The 20,645-nt window shown below is 47.2% G+C and carries 15 protein-coding genes; 1 reads left to right on the top strand and 14 read right to left on the bottom strand.

The features are described from left to right. Positions 1 to 66: 66 nt before the first annotated feature. From AAIH57_RS03705 to AAIH57_RS03640, 14 genes are all read right to left on the bottom strand, one after another. Positions 67 to 2,619: a glycosyl hydrolase family 95 catalytic domain-containing protein gene (locus AAIH57_RS03705; protein ID WP_430020581.1), complete on the bottom strand. Its 2,553-nt coding sequence runs from the start codon at positions 2,617 to 2,619 to the stop codon at positions 67 to 69. After that, positions 2,616 to 3,761: a glycoside hydrolase family 88/105 protein gene (locus tag AAIH57_RS03700; protein WP_175396581.1), complete on the bottom strand. Its 1,146-nt coding sequence runs from the start codon at positions 3,759 to 3,761 to the stop codon at positions 2,616 to 2,618. Before AAIH57_RS03700 ends, AAIH57_RS03705 begins: the two co-directional genes overlap by 4 nt. Before the next feature lie 69 nt (positions 3,762 to 3,830). Then, complete coding sequence (locus AAIH57_RS03695; protein WP_430020580.1) at positions 3,831 to 5,888, bottom strand: glycoside hydrolase family 65; 2,058 nt, start codon at positions 5,886 to 5,888, stop codon at positions 3,831 to 3,833. A gap of 47 nt (positions 5,889 to 5,935) precedes the next feature. Next, the gene (locus AAIH57_RS03690) at positions 5,936 to 8,227 is read right to left on the bottom strand and encodes a helix-turn-helix domain-containing protein (protein ID WP_430020579.1); all 2,292 of its coding nucleotides are present in this window, start codon (positions 8,225 to 8,227) and stop codon (positions 5,936 to 5,938) included. A 195-nt stretch (positions 8,228 to 8,422) separates the two neighbouring features. Further along, positions 8,423 to 9,748: a Gfo/Idh/MocA family protein gene (locus tag AAIH57_RS03685; protein WP_430020578.1), complete on the bottom strand. Its 1,326-nt coding sequence runs from the start codon at positions 9,746 to 9,748 to the stop codon at positions 8,423 to 8,425. Further along, complete coding sequence (locus tag AAIH57_RS03680) at positions 9,745 to 11,277, bottom strand: extracellular solute-binding protein (protein ID WP_430020577.1); 1,533 nt, start codon at positions 11,275 to 11,277, stop codon at positions 9,745 to 9,747. Before AAIH57_RS03680 ends, AAIH57_RS03685 begins: the two co-directional genes overlap by 4 nt. A gap of 23 nt (positions 11,278 to 11,300) precedes the next feature. Continuing rightward, a complete protein-coding gene (locus tag AAIH57_RS03675) occupies positions 11,301 to 12,170 on the bottom strand; it encodes a carbohydrate ABC transporter permease (protein WP_430021327.1) in 870 nt (289 codons plus the stop codon). Further along, positions 12,170 to 13,129, bottom strand: a complete 960-nt coding sequence (locus tag AAIH57_RS03670; protein ID WP_175396576.1) for an ABC transporter permease — start codon at positions 13,127 to 13,129, stop codon at positions 12,170 to 12,172. The genes AAIH57_RS03675 and AAIH57_RS03670 overlap by 1 nt, the downstream gene beginning before the upstream one ends. Positions 13,130 to 13,406: 277 nt before the next feature. Continuing rightward, positions 13,407 to 14,099, bottom strand: coding sequence for a hypothetical protein (locus AAIH57_RS03665; RefSeq protein ID WP_430020576.1), 693 nt, complete (start codon positions 14,097 to 14,099; stop codon positions 13,407 to 13,409). 147 nt (positions 14,100 to 14,246) lie between these two features. Continuing rightward, positions 14,247 to 14,975: an amino acid ABC transporter ATP-binding protein gene (locus tag AAIH57_RS03660; protein ID WP_175396574.1), complete on the bottom strand. Its 729-nt coding sequence runs from the start codon at positions 14,973 to 14,975 to the stop codon at positions 14,247 to 14,249. Beyond that, complete coding sequence (locus AAIH57_RS03655) at positions 14,968 to 16,416, bottom strand: amino acid ABC transporter substrate-binding protein/permease (protein WP_430020575.1); 1,449 nt, start codon at positions 16,414 to 16,416, stop codon at positions 14,968 to 14,970. Before AAIH57_RS03655 ends, AAIH57_RS03660 begins: the two co-directional genes overlap by 8 nt. A 379-nt stretch (positions 16,417 to 16,795) precedes the next feature. Continuing rightward, a complete protein-coding gene (locus AAIH57_RS03650) occupies positions 16,796 to 16,981 on the bottom strand; it encodes a hypothetical protein (protein WP_430020574.1) in 186 nt (61 codons plus the stop codon). A 97-nt stretch (positions 16,982 to 17,078) separates the two neighbouring features. Beyond that, positions 17,079 to 18,794: an ABC transporter ATP-binding protein gene (locus tag AAIH57_RS03645; RefSeq protein ID WP_430020573.1), complete on the bottom strand. Its 1,716-nt coding sequence runs from the start codon at positions 18,792 to 18,794 to the stop codon at positions 17,079 to 17,081. Positions 18,795 to 19,308: 514 nt separating this feature from the next. Continuing rightward, positions 19,309 to 19,935 (bottom strand): spore coat protein, encoded by a 627-nt coding sequence (locus tag AAIH57_RS03640; RefSeq protein WP_175396570.1) that lies wholly within the window; start codon positions 19,933 to 19,935, stop codon positions 19,309 to 19,311. Between the two features lie 173 nt (positions 19,936 to 20,108). Between AAIH57_RS03640 and AAIH57_RS03635 the strand changes: the two genes are divergently transcribed. Continuing rightward, positions 20,109 to 20,606 (top strand): spore coat protein, encoded by a 498-nt coding sequence (locus tag AAIH57_RS03635; RefSeq protein WP_430020572.1) that lies wholly within the window; start codon positions 20,109 to 20,111, stop codon positions 20,604 to 20,606. The last annotated feature ends 39 nt before the right edge of the window (positions 20,607 to 20,645 follow it).

Genomic DNA, 20,645 nt, shown 5'->3' with positions numbered 1-20,645 from the left:
TCATTCTCGGAACCGTAGATAAAAGAAAAAAAGCCGCCATTTGGCGACTCCTTAAAGCATTTCATACTATACGCTGCGTATGTCCACAGACCACTTTTCTCCCGCTTCGAGATGAAGCTGGAACGTTCCGTTCTCTATGGATTTCGTATTGAATTCCTTACTGATATTTAGCTTACAGATCCAACTGGGGAGCTGAAGCTTGGTGGCAATTCGGTGTCTGGCGGTTAACTCCGCTTGAAACGATCCTGTTTTGCGATTCCATGCGAACGACAGAGTTCCTCCCTGGATACACCAATTCTGCACCTCACCCCGAGTCCAGCGTGCAGGAAGTGCCGGAAGTATCTTGATCAATTGTGATGATACATAGAGCAGCATCTCCTGAATTGCGTTAACCCAACCCAAATTGGCGTCAAGCTGTACAGGAGCAGCAGGCAGAGGCAAGCATATCCCCATATTGCGCCAGTCATTATGCAGCGTGAATCCATTAGGAAGCAGGCAGGAACGCGCAAGAACATTCAGACTTTCCAGTGCGCGTTCTCCATCACCGAGTCTGGCGTATATGGACGACATATGCGCCAGAGACCAGCCGCTCTGAGCTCCAAGTTTGCGCTGATGTACTGCTGTCTCAAATGCCCCGAATAGCGCCGGGTCCTCTTCCCGGCTGACTTCCTGTCCCGGAAAAACAGGATACAGATGGGATAGATGACGATGATTTTGCCGATCCTCAAACGCCGGATGCAGCCACTCCTTCACTGCCCCCTCCTCATTCAGCATGTAAGCAGGTAGCCGTTCCAGCATGGCTTCCCATTCCGGAATTTGACAGGCATGTGTACTGACAATCCGACTTGCTTCAATGGTATGCTGCAGAAGTTCCTTAATGATGGCGATGTCCATTGCAGCATTAATGGCGGTTGGCATGGGATGTGCCAGCTGTCTCCCGTCCTTTGGCATGAAATTCTCTGGTGTGTTCTCTGGAGAAACGGATGGGTACATCTTGTATTGACCATCTGCGTTCAAAACCAGAAAGTCTTCGTAGAATAGCAGCGCCTCTCTCATAAAAGGCAGAGCCTCTTCACGCAGAAACTGCCTATCGCCTGTGTACTGGTAATATTCATAATAATGTCTGGCAAGCCAGCCGGCTGCTCCTGTCCAGTTCATAATCACCGGAACAATCTGATTTGGGACACCCATGCCCGGTGCGGTTCCAGCAGGGATATAGATTCCTCGGCAGCCGTAGAGCTTGCGAGCATTATCTCTGAACGTTTCCATCATACCATTGTAATAGCAAAACAAAGACCGGTTCAGGCGGGATAAACCTCCGACATTGGAATGCCAATACATCATCTGCACGTTTTCATTGGCCATGTTATGACCCCACATGAGTCGGTAATCCCCGCCCCATAGTCCATAAAGCCCAAAAGGCGTATTGCCACCTTCCGAGATTCCACTAATGAACAAATATCGGCCATACGCCCACATCTTTCGAAGTAACCCCGTGGGTGCCTCACCTTCATACGCATCAAGAAGCAGTTCTTCATTACAACGCCCGTCATCATCGGCATCATCCAGATCGAGTTTTGCCGAGTGGAACAACGGCTGATGAAGTGCCTTATGCCTGGATAGCAATGCATCATAATCGGAGTCAAACACAGCCAGTTCCTGCTTTAACCGATTCCATTCCTCTTCCCTTTTACCTGTGGCAAACCATTTAATAAGAATGAGCAGATTACCTGAAGTTTCAAAAGAAAGTCTTGCATTTATTGCTTCTTCACCACGTTTATTCGGCTGATTTTCACTTGAAATGATATGGATATTTCCGGGGAAATTTAACGTCCCAGTTACCGGATTCTTCTCAGGTACATCTCCCACATGGATTAGACGGAGTACTGCTCCAAAATCCTGTCCGTCATCATTTTGACCGCCATAGAACAGATAATTCTCATCTTCATCTGTCCCTACGGTTATGGACATTTTCAGTTTCATGAACTCCTCGTCCTCCCGCTCGCGGTCACCCGGTGGAAACTGAAGACCAACATTTCCGGATAACATGGGCTTGCCCACTGCACTCCAATTTCTCCCTGGATCTGATTCTTCCAATTCATCGCCCGCTATTCTATAGACAACACAATCATCCGCACGGGATACAAAAATGCTTCTCGAAAAACTCCGTTTTGCTTCCTTCCACCGAACATTGATTTCACCCGTTTCCATATTCAGTTCTCTGCGATATTCACGAAAAGCATCGTCACAGGTCATGGTTAGCGTCAATGCGGTCAGAGGAAAACGGGAAGGTAGCTTGGAGGCATATCCTTTGGTTTGCAGCGCACGAGTCAGATGCCAGCTCGCCTCCGGATATTGTTCCTCATCCATCAGCCTCCGGGTCTCTGCCAGAGTATGGCGGACATCAGGCAGCTCATCCTTCTGACCCCAACGCCACAGGTCACTGTGCTGAAGCAGGATCATTTCCTCCTGTATGCCGCCTTGTACAGAGGCACCCAGCTTGCCGTTGCCGGTAGGAAGCGCCTCACGCCACATCCCCTTCCACCATGAAGCGGGGTACTTGAGTAGCAATTTGTTTTTCTCCGGCCTGCTGCGTTGTGATCCGCTATGTTCCTTCACGCTTGCCTTGCTCCCCGCATCTCCATTTCAATACTGGCCAGCAGGAATGGAGCTACCCCCATTTGCACGTCGCTGACAATCTGTTCGCTGATATAATAGCTGTATGAACCGTCACGATATTTCTTCCCTCCGAGCCCGGCCCCATGACAAATACGGTGCAGGTGCACTCCCTGTTCATCTTCGGTAACAAAGTGTTTTAGAATGCCTTCATACGCGCGGTCAACAACTTTACGATCCAGCTCTGCTAGATAATGCAGCCGCTGGCCTTTCGCAAGAGCATAGGTCAGCATACAGGAAGCCGACGCCTCCAGATAGTTGCCTTCCCTGCCGTTCTGGTCCATTACCTGATACCACAGTCCGCTCTCCTGATCCTGGGCGTGTGCAATCGCGTAGGCCATCCTCTCGAATATACCCATGATCTGGCCGCGCTGCGGATGATCGATTGGAAAATGCTCCAGCGCATCCACAACAGCCATCGCATACCAACCCATCGCCCTGCCCCAAACATGAAATGATTGACCCGTGTTTTTGTCGCACCATCGCTGCTCCCTGCTCTCATCCCATGCATGATGCAGAAGGCCGGTCCGAGGATTGCGGGTTCTTCGCTCAATTAGCAGAATCTGACGGGCTACCTCATCGAAGCTCTCGGAGTGATTGAAGGTACTTCCATATTCGGCCAAGAACGGAGAGGACATATAGATCCCATCCAACCACATCTGGAACGGATATATCTTTTTGTGCCAGTATCCGCCCTCACTGGTACGCGGCTGTCCTTTCAGTTGGGTAACCAGCCGCAGTATCGCTTGCTGGTATTTGTCTTCGCCCGTTCGCCTCCACTCTCTAAAGAGATTTTTGCCTTCGTTGATCATGTCCAGATTGTAATCCTCAAGTCGGTAGTTCCTGATCGTGCCATCCTTATCGATTAGACCGTCCATATGGTGATGAACAAGTTCACTATATCGGGGCTCGTTGTTCCATACTGCCGCTCGCTCCAAAGCCAAGAGTGTCATGCCGGCAACATAACCCCATTTCCCTGCCATCTTCGGATGATTGCCATTCTGACATTCAGAGACCAGCGTATCTGCGATTTTGACAGACATCCTGCGATCGTGTGCAGCAACCTTTGTTAACGTTTCGGCCATCGTAATCCCTCCCTGGTCATTAATCATGCACCTACAACATTCTGAAAGTGCTATTTATACGGCTTCTACTCAGATAAGAGGATTGAGCCCTTCCCATTGGACTGACCAGCTGCCGTCTTGCGGGAAACCCGGATTGTTCCCGCTGTCCTCGCGGCTCCAGCCCGCAGCCATCATGGCAACAGCAGTTAACAGTCCGCCATTCCCCGGCAAATATGCCCATAAACCGGGTCTCTGATAGTTGTGTCCATTGGGCAAATACGTGTTTTTGGTCGCATCCATCAGCAGAAAATCTACTGCCAGCCCAGGCTCCCCGAGTCTGGCCGCTGTCATCGCGCACATGGGAAAATCCCACCCCCATGCGGACTCCCAATCCCAGCATTCTTTTACTTTAAGCAATGTATTTTTCATGATGTCTTTGTCAATCAGCGTACCCGGTAGCAGCCCTAGCGCACCGAGCATCGAGGGATGATCATGGTTTTTGTCCGTATATGTGTCAGGGCAATTCTCGTGCGCGAGATAGACCCCACCTTCATGTTTGGGACTCGCCATATGCGCCGCTACCTTTGTCCAGTCTGGATTCGCCGGCTGCTCCAGCCGCTCTGCCCAGAGTGTCGCAATTTCCAATCCGAACTTCCAGTATTCAAGCTCATAAGGCGGATTCAGGCTTTCGTTCATGGCATGATTCTCTTGTGCAGGGATCAGCGGTGGACCTAAAACATATGCCTCTCTTTCTCCATCCCAATGGGCAAAAGACACCATAAAATCAGCGGCTTCAAAAACAATCTCCTTATATTGTTCCAGCACAGACCGCTCAGGCTGGGCGAGATAACACATCTCGGCGAGTGCCATTGGATGAGGCTGCTGCCAGATTAATCCCGGCGCAACGGGTGAAGGTGTCTGTTTTCCGTTATAACCGACCATTTTGGGCCAGCGCGCCCCATCATATCCCTGTGAGCGAGCCAGCTCACGCGCTTCTGGCAAAATGGTAAGATACCAATCCATACTGCGACGAAGCAGATTGGTACGTCCCCACAGCGGAAAATGCGCAGCATGCCACCAGTGCATTTCCAGGTGCATTTTACCGAACCAGCTGTTATACATGTAGCCCGTCTCCTGAGGCGGCATGGTGCCGCCACTGTGCACGGCGCACAGGAACTGTGACAATACGATTCGGCGTTCCAACTCAGCTGCGCGGGGATCTTGACTGCCGGACAAGTCCATTGCAGCTCCACTTTTCCAGAACTTCTCCCAGTGGGCCGAGCTTGCATGGAATACGGCATTCGCTGGTTGAGGTACTGGATCCGAGACAGCAAAAGCAACACTGCAGGACCAGCTGTCGGCATTTTCTAAGACTCCCGGAAGCAACGTAAACTCATGGGCTCCGGTTTGTTCCAGTCTTCCAGCGTCCCAAATCCACTTCACGGCATATCCATCCTCATCCAGTGTGCGTTTCAATGAAGCCGAACTCGAATCGGCCGTCATTAGCTCGGTATGGTGTCTGCTCTCCTGCCCCCAATCGGGGAATACAGATTTGGACCAGCTCCGATGTGTCATATCCGGACATGGGAAAACAAGGAACAATTGAAGACGCCCCTTGCGGATTAGCTCTGAATGCACGTGAATGCCTATACCATCCTTCCCTGGATCACAGGCAGTCTGCACCTGAACCTTAACGCCATCCACGGTGAACTCACTGTGCAGTGAACCTGTCCAGAGATTCAATTCCTGGCGTACCGGAATCACATTGGCCGCTTCTTCTACCTGTCCGTTTTCCTTCAGGAATCGAAACGATAGTCGGCCAAGCTGAAGACGATGCGGATTCTGCCTCAGCCAGTGGTAAGCCTCTTCTCTGTTTTCCGGCTTCATGGGATACTGCACCATACGACCGTACGTTTCAAACGACTGATAGACGATATCCTGATCTCCGAAGACCTGATGACCTCCTGTATAATGCCAACCCCAATTGGACTGTGTACCAAGCGGTATCTCATATGCCTCCGGAAAGGTCTGAAGGCCCGTGAAATCAGCGCTGAACGCGAATTCTCCGTTACCAACAGACAAAGGTGACCTGGGCTCAAGCCGTGTCAAAACCGGATGATTTCTGGTGACAATCGATTTACGGTCCATGTGTAAACTTGCCTCCCTTGTGTCTTAAATACTTCATTTGAAAGAACCTAGGATTCCAGCAAGGAATCCCTGCGACTCCGCATCATTTCCCTGTATTTCCCCGGGGTGATATCCTTGGTTTTGCGATATACACGAATAAAACTGTTCTCATGCTGGTAGCCCACCATGGAAGCGATTTCGGATATTCTGTAGTCGGTATCCAACAGGAGCTCACAAGCCCGCTCCATTCGCAGCTTTGTAAAATATCCATGAATCGTATCGCTCATCTCCTGCTTGAACAACTGACTCGCCAAACTGGAGCCAATGCCCACATGCTCGGCAATGTCCTGAATGCTGACAGGGTCTTCCAGATGGTCTTTCATAAAAGCAATCATCTGTTGGCAAACGATAAAATCCTTGCTGAGCTGCATGCTGTCATACCAGGCTGCCAATGCCCCTACTTCCTGCCGCAGCATAGTCCTTGCAGATTCCATATGCATCGTTCGCAAGCCCGAAATTCTGAACCCGCATCCTTCGCCATCTCGTTTCAAACGAATGCGTTCCAGTGTCTCGGCTGCAGATTCCAGAAAAGCAAGTGCCGAGGAAGGGTGCCACTGCTCTACCTCCATCCGGCTGAATGTTTTATCCATGATCTTTATAGCTTCTTCAGCGCTGCCGGCTTCAATCGTTTCAGTCAATGTGGACATGAATTCATTTTCTTCTGCAGCTTTTGGCTCTGGATTGCCAGAGACATCCTCAAACTGAATCACTTGTTCATACCCACGGTACAATCTGTATTCCAGAGCACTGTCCGCTTCTTGCATTGCCTGTTGAAGGCGCATATACCCTGCATGATACTCGCTTACACCAGCTGAAACCTGAAACTTAAGCAGCCTCGGAATCATCATCAATGCATCTCCAATGGCTGAGGCTGCTATCAATCCCCTGCCAGATTCAAGCGGTTGGAGCATCACCAGCAATCGGTCTCTGCCCAGATCTGCAGGAATGACACGCCATTCCCCGGACAGTAGTTCAGCAATGATGTTGGCAATCGCAAATTTCAATAGGGACTGATCTGACTTCTTAAATCGTTCACACCATGAATGATAGTCGTCGATAGACAGCATGGCTACTGCGAGTGGACTATCGCTCCAATCCTTGAAGTATCGGTTCCACTTTTCACCGATCTCGCGGTAACCCGTCATATTTCCTGCACAGATATCGGTCAGAAATTTGGAGGAAGCTTCCGGAAGTGTCTGTCTGAGATTTATTGCTTGCTGCGCATGATCTGTAAGCAGCTGCCCCGTTATTTTTTCGAGATCGATGAGCTCCGGACTGATTCGCTCACGGTCATAGCCGCTAAGAAGTTGTCTCATTCGTCTTACCGGTTTCAAGGCGGCTGTGTTGTAAAATGTAATTGCAGCTGCCCCCGCTGCAAGAGCGAGCAGAGATACGATGAATACGATGTTACGGATCTTCTGGGCATTGGCCAGTAAACTATCTTGGGAAATAACCGACAGGTATCGCCATCCGGTATATGGTGAAATGGTCTGCGAAGCCAGCAGCAGCTTGCCTTCGTGCTTGAACTCACCTAGTTTTTCTCCTTCGAGCTGTGTGAGAACCTGCTCTACTGCATCCTCTCCGACTGGATAATTGCCGAGCTCATACAAAGGTTTGTTGTCCGCATCCAAGATGAAGCGATGATTATCGAGGTCCGAGATGGAAGAGAGAAGCATGTGCTTAAACATCTGATCGGTCTTGAAATTGATGGCGATGATCCCCTTTAACTGACCGGCCAGCATAATCTTCCGATATAGTGTAATCTGTGAAACGGACTTTCCCGAACCTGCTGCAATCTCCCGCTGTTTCACCAACATGGGCCGGTTATCCAACTCAGCAGCCACATCAACCCAGCCTGAATCGGGAAAATTGGTTTTACTCGAACTGTAGCCTTGAGGAAAAGCAACCATGCTCTCCCGTTCTACATCATAAATGTAAGCGCTCTTAATATAAGGCGTACTGCTAATTAAGGTTTCAAGAAACTGCACCAATTCCGTAACGTTGCGATATGATCCCTGAAGCTCATTGGTGAGAAATCGATACACATTATTGTTCAACGCAATTTTCACAGCAATCTGGTCGCTCTCCCGGATGACTTCATCAATGTCATTCATGCTAATGCGCAACATCTGGTGCTGTGGTTCACTGAGCTCCTGCTGTAATACCGATTTGGCAGAATAGTACGTTGTCATGCCTACCGCAATAATAATCATGAAAACAACAATGGTCAGAATTAGCAGCAGCCGGGTCTGGGTATTGGTGACATTGAATTTCAACCACTTCAAAAAGGAAAGGGTCACAGTTATCTCCCACCTTATGTTCAATATACCGCAATTATACAGTTCAACCCCGATCAATACGACCCGGCCTTACAGCCTATTTTGCCTTCTCATGGTATCCCGATCTCTTATTTATCCGCAGTTGTAAGATCAGCCTGCCCATTCAGCATAATCATGGTCCCCAGCTCGGATTGTAATATCGATGATTCCCCATGTTCACTTCCCCCCAGCATTCTGTATAGGCACTGCATTTCCCCAACCACCAAGCACCTCGTCTATGGATATGGGTCGGTGCTCGGAGGCGGAACGCCATACCGCTTCTCCGGCAGCGACGGAATATGCTCCATCTGCCGCACCTGACAAAATCCGGAAGGGACGCCTGTGATCTTCACCGAGAAAAATGTCCTCAAGCAGCAGGGGATCTCCTCCGCCATGTCCGCCTTCCCGGTGTACGACATGAATGGTCTCTTTGGATCCAAACAGCGGGAAGTAGTCAATGGTCTGGACCGGAGTCGGAAAAGGCGTGCGGCCAGGCATATGGTATTCGAGCGTCTCCAGTCTCCCTTTTGTACCATTAACAGCCAACCGATAACCTTCATAAGGAAGCGAGAAATTGACTGAATAACTCAGAAGCGCTCCGCCGCTATATCTCACTGTCGCCGTATACGTATCTTCAATCTCAATGGTGGAATCAAATATGCATTGATCCGGACGATATGATGTGTATGGAAAATCCGTGTTGTCCGCTCCAAGCAGATTCAGATGGTCATCCGGAACACGGATCTGGCGGCTGCGCGGTGTCCAGCGAGAATAATAGGCACAATCTTCCGAAACGCTGCATGTACGACAATGTCGCCCATCTTCCCGCGCAGGGTTCCACTCGCCATCTGCACCGTAATAGTTTAGCGCCCCATAGGCAAAGACCTCCACCGGCTTTTGGTTAATCCACCATTGAACCAAATCAAAATGGTGGGTGCTTTTATGAACAGATAGTCCACCCGAGAAAGCCCGTTCGCGATTCCAGCGTTTGAAGTAACTCGATCCGTGATGGGTATCGATATACCAGTTGAGATCAATTGAAGTGACACGGCCAATTTTGCCTTCCTGTATCATTTCCTTGACCCGCATGTGAATGGGCATATATCGATAATTGAATGTAACGATTACACTCCCCTGACTCAATGCTTCAGCATCCAGAATGCGTCTGGCATCTGCCCCGGTTGTAGCCATCGGTTTTTCAGTAATCACGTCCAGATCTCGCTCGAGCGCCGCTGTTATATAGTGGACATGGGTATCATCCCTGCCAGCCACAATAATACAATCTGGCTTTGTCTCCTCCACCATGACAGTAAAATCAGCGGCTCCATACACAGCAACTTCGGAGTGATGCGGAAAGCGCGCACGATAGGCCTCGAAACGGGCAGGATCCGTATCCAGCAGTGCCACGACTTCCGAATTGTGGGAAAACAACTCATGAATCGGTTTGGCGAACTGGCCCAATGCTCGGCCACTTACCCCACAGATGGCGTATCTTTTTTTCATTTTTTCACCTTCTCATACCATTCCTGCACCCGCTGGGTGACTACTTCGCCTCCTGAAGCATTCCATTTCTTCACGTATTCATCATAAGCCTCCAGCGGCAGCTCCCCGATGACGATCTTGGTCAATACCTCCTGAAAGAGTTTGTGTGACTGGATATCAGGAAAACCCTCATACACGGAAGCCGGGAGGCCATCGCCGGCAATTTGCCGGGCATCGGCTGTGCTGACTACGAACATGTCTTTTACCATCTGCTGCTGATCCTCCGGATAAGTCTCTTCAATTCGCTTGTTCATGTCATCTGCAGTGGTCAAATTCTTCATGCCCAGTGCAAGCGGTTTATTGTCGGCAGGCGGGAGAATAACTTTGCGCCCATCCTGAACTTCATGCTGCTCCCCTTCCAGACCGAATCGGACAAACTCATCATTTTCGGGATTGTAGAAGAAATCCAGCAGCTTCAGCGCATTAGCTGCATTATCCTGCTTGGCGGCTGGAATCATCCATTCCGGTTCCCCCATGCTCTTCTGCGTTACAAAGGCTTCAAATCCTTCGGCCTTCGGCAGTGGCATTGCCGCGATATAAGCTTCTGGAGCCTGTGTCAGCATGGCATTATAACGATCACGGACATTCGCGGGCAAATGGTACCAGCTGCCCACCAGGTTATTGTTAATTTTGGCTTGCCACACCTCTCCTTTGTTCAGGAATGTTTCATTGTCCAGCAGTTTTTCCACATATAGCATACGGATGAACTTGATTGCCTCTCTCATATTGTCCGTGGTCCCTGCATATTGGATCTTGCCTTCGTATTCATCCCATTCCGGATACCCTTCCCACATGGCTACCCCGTACATGGCAAACAGATGATCCATCCATCTTCCGAACTCCCTTCCGCTTGTCGGCAGCTCATCCGCTTTGCCATTGCCGTTCGGGTCCTTATCACGGAAGGCTTTGAGCACTTCCACATATTCATCCACGGTTGTTGGCATTTCCATGCCTACCTTATCCAGCCAATCCTTCCGGATCAAAGGTGCCCGCTCCGGGACAAGAAATACTTTGGGTACATAATAAATTTTCCCGTCCGGAGAAGCTGACCGAACGATATCCCAGGCTTCCTGGGGAATACTCTCCCAGACATGCGGAGCATACTCAGGCAGCAATTCATCCAGCGGAAGTGCCCCACCTTGCTGGATCAGCGTTTGCTCTACGCCTCCAATTGGCCGTAAAATATCCGGCAGCTCATCCGAAGCGATCATCAGGTTCAGGTATTCCGATGGTTCCGAGCCTGGAGGTGTCGTTATCAGCTCATATTGGACGCCCGTTTTATCAGCGACATATTTTACGTGAGGATCATCAGCGGCTGGCATACTCCCGATCCCCATATGGCTTTTGAAGACTTTGACGATAGGAACACCGGCAGCCCCCTCACCGGTAGCGCTCCCTGAATTGCTGGCATTTGAACTGCAGCCGGCAGCGACCAGCATGGCAATACTGAGTACGATCGGTACAATCTTTTGGGTCAGTTGTCTTCTCATGGAATCATCCCCCTGATCATGGTTTATTCTTTCAACGATCCAAGCAATGAACCTTTCACAAAATATTTCTGTAAATAAGGATACACCAAAATAATGGGAACGCTTGCAAAAAGAATTGTCGCAGCTTTCAGTGTGGTTGTGTTGAAGTCATAATCGCCGAGAAACATGTTGACCTGAGCCAGTTCTTCCGGGCTGGTCAAATAGGCACGCAGCTTCATCTGAAGCGGCCACAGATCAGGATCGCGAACGAAGAGTACCGCGCGTTGGAAGGTGTTCCAGTACCCTACGGCATAGAACAGACTGACAGTAGCAAGAACCGGTTTGGATAGCGGCAAATAAATCTGGAACAGGATTCGAAAATCATGACAACCATCGATCCGGGCGGTGTCATCCAGTTCCTTCGGCAAATTCATGAAAAACGTGCGTAGAATCACCATGTTGAATGTGCCGATGACGCCCGGAATAATCAGAGCCCAGATGGAATTCATCATGCCCAGCTCTCTTACCGTCAGGAAAAACGGAATCATCGGAGCATTGAAAATCATGGTGATTACGATACCCAGCATCACCTGTTTGCGGATCAGAAATTCTTTACGTGATAGCGGAAAAGCCGTCAGCACGGAAAAGAGCATACTAAGCGCTGTACCAGCCACCGTAATGAATACGGTTACACCAAACGATTGCCATAAGCCCGAGCTTTGTAAAATATGTTTCCAGGAAGCCATCGTAAATCCGACCGGCCACAGGAAAACTTCCTTGGAATCGGCGGCAACCGGAGAACTCAGGGATACTGCGAGCAGATGTAGCAATGGCAAAATCATGGTTAAGGCCGCAGCTGTCAGGAAAACATAGTTGGCGACTTGAAAGCATTTTTCACCAAAGGTCTGTTTTATCACCACAACCCCTCCCCAGTCTTTTTGGCCAATCGGTTGAAGACCCAGAGCAGGATAAACCCGATGACGGATTGGAACAGCCCAATGGCCGTGGTGACACTATACTGCCCTTGCAGAACACCTGAGCGGTATACATAAGTTTCAATAATATCCCCTACCGAATAGGTCATCGGCGTCAACAGGTTGTATACCTGATCAAAACCGAGCTCCAGGAAGTTCCCGATATTGAGCAGAAACAGGATAAGGATCGTCGGGAACAACGCGGGCAATGTAATATAAATCGCTTGTTTCCACTTGTTGGCTCCGTCCATGACGGCAGCTTCATATTGGGTTGGGTCTACGCCGCTTATGGCTGCGAGATATATAATGGTTCCCCACCCAACTTCCTTCCAAATGGATGATAGCACAACAATCGGACGGAAGTACTGTTCCTGCTGCATATACAGAATGGGTTCGAAGCCAAACCATCCACGGACCGCGTTTACAAATCCACCCGAGGCAAGCACTTCAAAGACAATGCCCCCCACGACAACCCAAGAGAGGAAATGGGGTAAATAGAACAGACTCTGCAAAAAGCGTTTTGCGAGCATTTTTCGTACTTCGTTGAACAACAGCGCAAGCAGGATCGGAGCAGGAAATCCAACTACCAGTTTGTAAAAGGCAATTAGAGCTGTGTTCCGAAGAACATTGTAGAAGTCCTGATACGTAAAGATGAATTTGAAATTATCCAGGCCGACCCATGGGCTGCTCCAGATTCCTTTCATAATTTGAAAGTTCTGAAATGCGATTACGCTGCCTCCCAGTGGAATGTACTTAAAAATGATGTAAAACAAAATGCCGGGAAGGATCATGACATACAACATCCAATGCTTCCTCATGTTTCGCAAATACCCTTTTTTGACGGGTTTATTGACTGTAACTCCGGTTTGTCGTGCAGATGTTTCCGTCAGCTCAGCCATACGATTTTGGGCCCCCTTTAGCAAATGATGGTGTGAATGACGAGCAGGCTCCTCTGTTCAAATATTAAGGGCGGTCAGCATGAGCGACAATCGTGCAATCGGCCAAACCATGAACCAATCGCTTACACAGTAAGCTTTTGCAGGATCGGTTCATTCGCTGGAGAAATGGTTGGTGCTATGATCCGGCTAAAAAAAGGCCGCCAATATGGCGACCTCAAGGCATAGATGTTTCCTATCATTGATCAGGGTGCTCCCTTTCAAATAAAATGAACGAAATTCATTTTTCAATACTCATTGTGCCGCTGTCATTCTCGTCTTTAATTTCTTTGCTGGTTACAACAACCCCATCATCATTAAATCCCTTAATTTCGAATGGTGTCTTGACTGTCGCGGGGGGAAATACGAACCAGATGGTACTTTCCGGTCCCACCTCAACCAGTTTAGCTTCAGTAGATACGTGTTCTCCATTTACTTTGGACTCAACGGTAACTCGCTTGATGGCAGGATCCAGTACATTTCCGAATATCATGGGAAAAGGAGTAGAGATGTGATCCAAGCGAGGAATGCTCATATAATCCATGACAAACTGGCTTGGAGAAGATTGATTAATCGCATATCCTCCACCCCACCCCCATTTCCAGCCGAATATTCTCTTTCGTGCATACTCTACCTGAAGATTACTGGATTCCGAACTCGGTCTTCGTGTAAATAAAATCATGCCCTCTTCAACTTGTTCTTTATAAATGATTTGCGATTCCGGGTGATTGCCTCTAAACTTTTGAATCGCGTTTTCAGGAGTTTCCCCTGTTGGGATGCGTATGGTTTCATTCATTCCCAACAATTTGGACATTCGTTGATCCGATAACCCACCAGGTCTATCATTAATAAATACATAAAACAGAAATGATGCGACCGAGAGGACGATCACAGCCATGCAGATCCAGATCAGCCGTCTCTTTTTTGCTTGCATAGTTATTTCCACCCCTTATGATAATAACGGTCATATAAAATTAAAATTATTCTAATATTACCATATTTATCATCTCTTCTTCTGATTTGGATGCAGCAAAAAACCTTCAAGACCAATGTCTTGAAGGTTTTACGGTGTTTATGAGGTTTAGAGTACTTTCTCCAAAAAGCTGATTGTACGTTCATGCTTCGGATTACCGAATATTTCGGCAGGAGTCCCCTGCTCTACAATGTATCCGCCATCCATGAAGATAACCCGGTCTGCAACTTCACGAGCAAATCCCATCTCATGAGTAACGATCATCATCGTCATTCCTTCGCTGGCGAGGTCTTTCATGACACCCAGAACTTCACCAACCATCTCAGGGTCAAGCGCGGAAGTTGGTTCATCGAACAGCATCACGTCCGGGTTCATCGCGAGCGCACGGGCAATCGCCACCCGCTGTTTCTGACCCCCGGAAAGTTTGTTTGGATAGCTATCCGCTTTGTCTGACAAACCTACCCGATCAAGTAAACGAAGAGCGGTTTCCCGAGCCTGCTGCTCGTTTAATTTGCCAAGCTCTCTTGGTGCGAACATGATATTTTTAAGCACGCTGAAATGAGGAAACAGGTTAAAATGCTGAAATACCATACCTATATTTTCACGTGCTTTATTGATATTGGTTTTAGGATCATTCAGATCCTGGTCATCCACGATAACCCGGCCCGCAGTAATCTCTTCCAATTGGTTAATGCAGCGCAAAAACGTACTTTTCCCCGAACCGGAAGGCCCGATGACACAAACAACTTCACCTTCGGTGACGGTCATATCGATTCCCTTCAAAACCTGATTCGAGCCAAAACTTTTCTTCAATCCTTCGACCTTAATTTTACCCACGGCGAACCTTCACCTCCAGATGGTCAGCGATTTTAGTCAATGTAATGATGACAATCAGATACATAATAGCAACCGTTAACCAAATGTCAAAAGAGGCGAACGTTCTAGCAATGACAATTTTACCTGATTGCGTCAGCTCCACCAAACCAATGACGGACAAGATCGACGTATCTTTCAGTGTAATGACCATCTGATTAATAAATGATGGAATCATAATCCGGATGGCCTGAGGAATAACGATCTTCATCATGGCTTTACGATAAGGAAGTCCAAGTGAACGGGCGGCTTCCATCTGTCCACGATCAATCGATTGAATCCCCCCACGAATAATTTCGGTTACATATGCCCCTGCATTCAGACTCAGCGTCAGAATGGCTGCCAGGAACAATGGCATCGTGAAGCCCAAAGCCTGCGGTATCCCGAAATAGATAAAGAAGGCCAGGACAATCAATGGAACCCCGCGGAATATATCCACAAATACGGTGGCAACACCGCGAAGGAATCTATTTTGTCCCACTTTCATAAATCCGAAGATCAAGCCCAGGATAAAGGCAAAAAACAATGAAACGATGGTGTATAAGAGCGTGTTTCCCAGACCTTTGATCAGGGACGGAAGTGATTTCTGAACCAGCTCCCAGCGACCCATATCGGCAGTGGTTGGAGCATTTTCACCAACATATGTCTCAGTAATGCGTTTATACTCACCGTTTGCCTTTATATTCATTAGTCCATCATTGAACATTTGTAGAAGTTCCTGATTCTGCCCTTTGCTTACGGCAAACCCATAGGAACCTCCCTTTTCTGGTTTAGTAACAATTTTAAGACCGTTATTCTGTTTGACCCCATAAGCCAATACGGGAAAATCTTCAAAACAGGCTACGGAATTACCGGTTTTGACGTCATCATACATTTGTGAAGAGTCATCAAACGGCACAATGGTAAAGCCATACTCTGAGGCAACAGACTCCGCAAAAGTGTATCCTTCTGTTCCCGTTTTAACGGCGACTTTTTTGCCACGGAGGTCCTCGTAACTTTTCACAGTATCGTTATTAGCACTGATACCCATAACCACACCTGAATCGAAATAAGATTCTGAAAAATCAAACTTTTGTTTTCGTTCATCGGTGATACTCATCCCCGCAATGACGCCATCCACCTGATTCGACTCAAGTGCCTGAACAGCTGCGTTAAATCCGAGGGCTTTAATTTCATACTTAAAATTTTGATCTTTTGCAATGGCTTCGAGCAAATCCATGTCTATGCCCACAAAATCACCATTCACATCCTGAAACTCAAACGGAGCAAATGTAATATCTGTGCCGATCACATAGGTTTTGCCGGCATTGGATTCTGCGTCCGCAGCGCCTGCCCATCCGGATAATCCCGTCACCAAGAGCAGCACTAGCGAAAGTACAAAAAATGAGACCTTTGTTGTTTTCATATGTCCTCCTCTTCTCGGTCCTTTACGTTTTTCTGTGTTACATTTTTTTCAGACGTATTGCTCATTATACAGTCATATTGATTTCATGAAAATAAACATTTTAAATTTTAGGTTTTCATTTCTTTTCCAATCCGACTCTTACATGACCATGGCTTAAGTATAGTCTTGAAGGACATCTTTATTTACCGTTGTAATATGCACTCGCTCAAGTTTTTATTCCAACCGATATACATTTCTTGGTGATTAATTACCTATGTGTTTTTCTTGCTCCATTCATTCGAGATATGTTTATCATTTACAATAATCCCTCTTTCAATTAAAAAAGTTTGACGTCACATTAGGAGGTACTCCTTTCAGAGGTGCATCTTCCATTACCTTATTAAGCACTCACTTGAAACACCTTTTCCTTTTTCTCTCTCGACAGCAGACGCTGATGAGCAATCCAGAGAAAAGGCAGCCCAAGTGCAGTCATGAGAGCCAGCGGGATAAATACATTGAGCCCATTCTCTGCACCATACTGGCTAAGAAGCAGGCCGCCAAACACAGGTGCCATCACACTGCCCAAATGATTAAATCCCATCGTGCCGAAGTAAATGCCTTTACTTTCCGCCCCAACCCACGTTTCACATGCTTAACTTATGTTATCCATCCATCATCATTCATCATGGAGCCAAATCGTGCTCCAACCTTTTTTTCTGCCATAGTTCCATGAATGGTTTGCAATTCCGAATCAGTTCATCGAAAGACCCGTGACCAGCAACTCTTCCGTTGTCCATGACAACGATCTGATCAACCTGCTGAAGAAAGTTCAACCGATGGGCTACAATGATGATCGTTTTATCGCTGAATTCTTGAAGGATCGTCTCCATGACGCTTTTCTCCGTAATATTATCCAGTGCTGAAACCGGTTCGTCCAGAATCAATATGTTTCTGCGCTGGAACAGGATTCGGGCAAATGCAAGCCGCTGACGTTCTCCACCAGACAACTTTACCCCTCTCTCGCCAACAAGAGTATCCAATCCCTCCGGTAACTTCAGGATCGTATCTTTCAGATACACCTTATCCAATAATTCATAGATGGCTTCATCGGAAACGTGCGCATCAAAACATATATTGCCCCGAATGGTTGTATCGAAGATTGGGGTCTCCTGTGATAAATAGGAGATATGTTCATAGTAGGTATTCAGCTTCAGCTCATCGATGTCCACGCCGTCCAAAAGCAGCTTGCCGCTGTCCTTTTTCACCAATCCGGTCAACAGCTTGATTAACGTCGATTTTCCTCCTCCACTCCTGCCCACCAGTGCAACAGACGTCCCTTGTGGAATGGTCAGAGATATGTTGTTCAAGATCGAATGCTGAGCATAACTGAACGAAACGTTTCTAAATTCAATTTCACCCTTGAGACCAGCAAGTTCAAGACCTGAATCCAGGTTGCGGTCTTCCGGAGCGTGAATAAATGCTTCAAACCGTTTGTATGTCACTTGATTCAGCCGGTAATCCACGAACAATACGTTGAATATGGCAATAGGAGAGTAGATTTTCTCGATAAAAAGGAATAATGCCACAATAACGCCAATGGATGAATCACCTGCAATGACACTTTGTACGCCGAAGAACAGGATCACGAGCTTAATGATTGTAATAAACACCTCAAATATGGCGAAAAAGGCTTCATGAATCATGCGAAGCTGTGCGCTTTTGTTAATAATCTGACGGGCAGAAGCGCTGAGCTTGGCCATCTCCTTCTCATATCTTTTGTTCGTTCGAAACACGACCAGTTCCATAAAACCACGTATGGAATATCGGGACATGGACTCCTGTTCATTCAAAATGATGGATTTCATCCGGTATAAAAATTTCAAAAGCAGGTTGGTTACCACCAAGATGACAACATAACCTATCGCAATAATCAGCATGATCCGCGGGTCATAGAAGCTGATAAACAGCAAACTGAACAAGATAGTTGGCAGCAGTTCATGCAGCGTTTTGAGGATAAATCCATATATGATTTCGTTCCCGGCTTCAGCGCCGTTCTCAATCACTTTGATCATCTGCCCGGTTCCGATGTTTTGATATGCCTGATAATCGATTTTTGAAATTTTGTCCAGGGCCATCAGCTTTAATTGTTCGCTGATACTCTTGGACAGATATACGCTTGGATATTCGTCCACATAATTCAAAATGACTGTCCCCACAAGCAGCAGCCCGTATATGATGATGAAATGGATGATCTCGTCCATCCGGTTCGCCTGTACTGCCGTATCCAACACCTTCTGGAAAAAAACGATACCCAGGCTGCTGAACAGCTGAATGCTGCATCCCACCGCAATATATAAGAGAATCCACCATTTAAATTGAATTAGACATTGTTTTAACAAAGTTCTCAAGCCCCTCTATCTTCTGAAATGAGAAAAAGCCAGACGGTTCCAGTCATGGACATGTCAAAGCCCTCATGATGAGAACTAATCTGTTCCACGATCGGTAGTGTCCTGGCTTGTAAACAAAATGACTGCCTGGGCACCGTTCAATGTTTCCAGTTTCATGCGATCAAATGGGCACAGAACCCCCTTGATAGCCGGTACGCGTTTTGATCCGGCCCGAAAACTAGTTACTTCGAACGATGCGGTAAGACATTCATTTCACCTCAATTCCAAAGATATGTTTCAGTATAGCCCTCTGTTACCACTAAAATCAACCTAATTATTTCCAGAATTTTAGTAAAATCTTACTTAAAAAACTTGCTACTCCTTCGATTAACAAGCTATGATCATGGTAGAATGAATACCTATATGTATTTTCTGGTAATTTTGTTAAGGAGAAGAAACGAAACAACCCCCATAGCGACCCTGGTTAGGTGTCTGCTACGGGGGTTTTGTTATTACCTTTTAAAGATTAGTGTGGCAGGTTACCACCTGTTTGCGAGTCAATCATGGATGGAGCGAAACCATTCAGCATTTGCTGCATGTCTTGTTGGGCAAGTTGAGGCACTTGATAGAAACCATTTTTGTTTTGGTAAATGGAGATCTCGTACGCCATCTCAATACAGTTTGGCAATGAATCTGCCAGTACCCGACGCACAACCGGATTAGTTGATTCCATCGCAGCAGTTGTTTTCATCACAGCACCCGATTTTACGGCATTCAACATGCTAGAAGAGATGCTTTGGTCACAGATTTCGGCAGCGGAAAGCATCGGCTTTTTCGGCTGGCTTGGTTTCAAGCCATATGTGAAGTCATTATCCTGTTTCATCTTATAGCTTTGCGTTGGTTTGGAGGGGTCCTGTCCTGTTTTAAAGCACTCCAACGTAATGTTGTATTCTTCGGAAATAAATTGCTTTTGACGCGTCAAAATATCACGAAGCTCCGGATCCTTCACATGTTGGCTCAGCATGGTATAGGTGTTCAATGTATTGATGGCTCCTGACAGCACCTCGTTTACATCAAACATTTCATGACCACCATGGTTGAGTTGTGGTGGAACCGTACCTGTTTCGACGTTTTGGTGATTTTGCATTTGCATGTAGTTAACCTCCTAAAGTGTGTGTATGTCTTTGCGCAGTCCGAGGTTTATTATTATTTTTAATCCCCAAAGATATTCAGATACTTTTATAAATTCCATGTATATTTTTTCAAACCAGTGACCTTTGTTGATACCTTGCATAGGCTGATGCATACCATTTAGGAGGGATTCACTTGTATACTTATGAAGCAAATCGACAACAACACCTGGCTTGGCATGAGACTTTGGAGCTCCATGAGCTAACAGCTTTTCAGAGTAACCAATTAACTAATTTTAAAATGGCCGTAAATGATGTAAAGAACCCTGCTCTTCATTCCTTGTATCAGGAAGCCATCCGGACCATTGAACAGAACTTAAAAGAGCTTCTTCACTACTTTCCCATGGCGCCTGAAGGAAACAGAAGCAGCGGCAAAGAACAGGATATGACTGCATTCTACGCCGGACAGTTGTTGGGATTTGCCAAGACTTCTGTACGCAACTATGCAATAGCGATTACTGAAACGGCAACCCCTCAGCTGCGTGAAACGTTACAAAAACAATTAAACGGTGCCATTCAATTACATGGCAAAGTGTTTTATTTTATGCTGGAGCAGGGACTGTATCCTTCTTATGACTTGCCTAAGCTCCTGGCTAACGATGTTGACATGGCAAACAAAGCAATTTCTCTATAAGTTTGCAATAATAAAACAAGCAGGCTTTCGAGGAAGTCG

The sequence above is a fragment of the Paenibacillus sp. MABNR03 genome, assembly GCF_050455445.1.
Classification (GTDB): domain Bacteria; phylum Bacillota; class Bacilli; order Paenibacillales; family Paenibacillaceae; genus Paenibacillus; species Paenibacillus xylanilyticus.
This window is presented reverse-complemented; position numbering and strand designations above follow the sequence as displayed.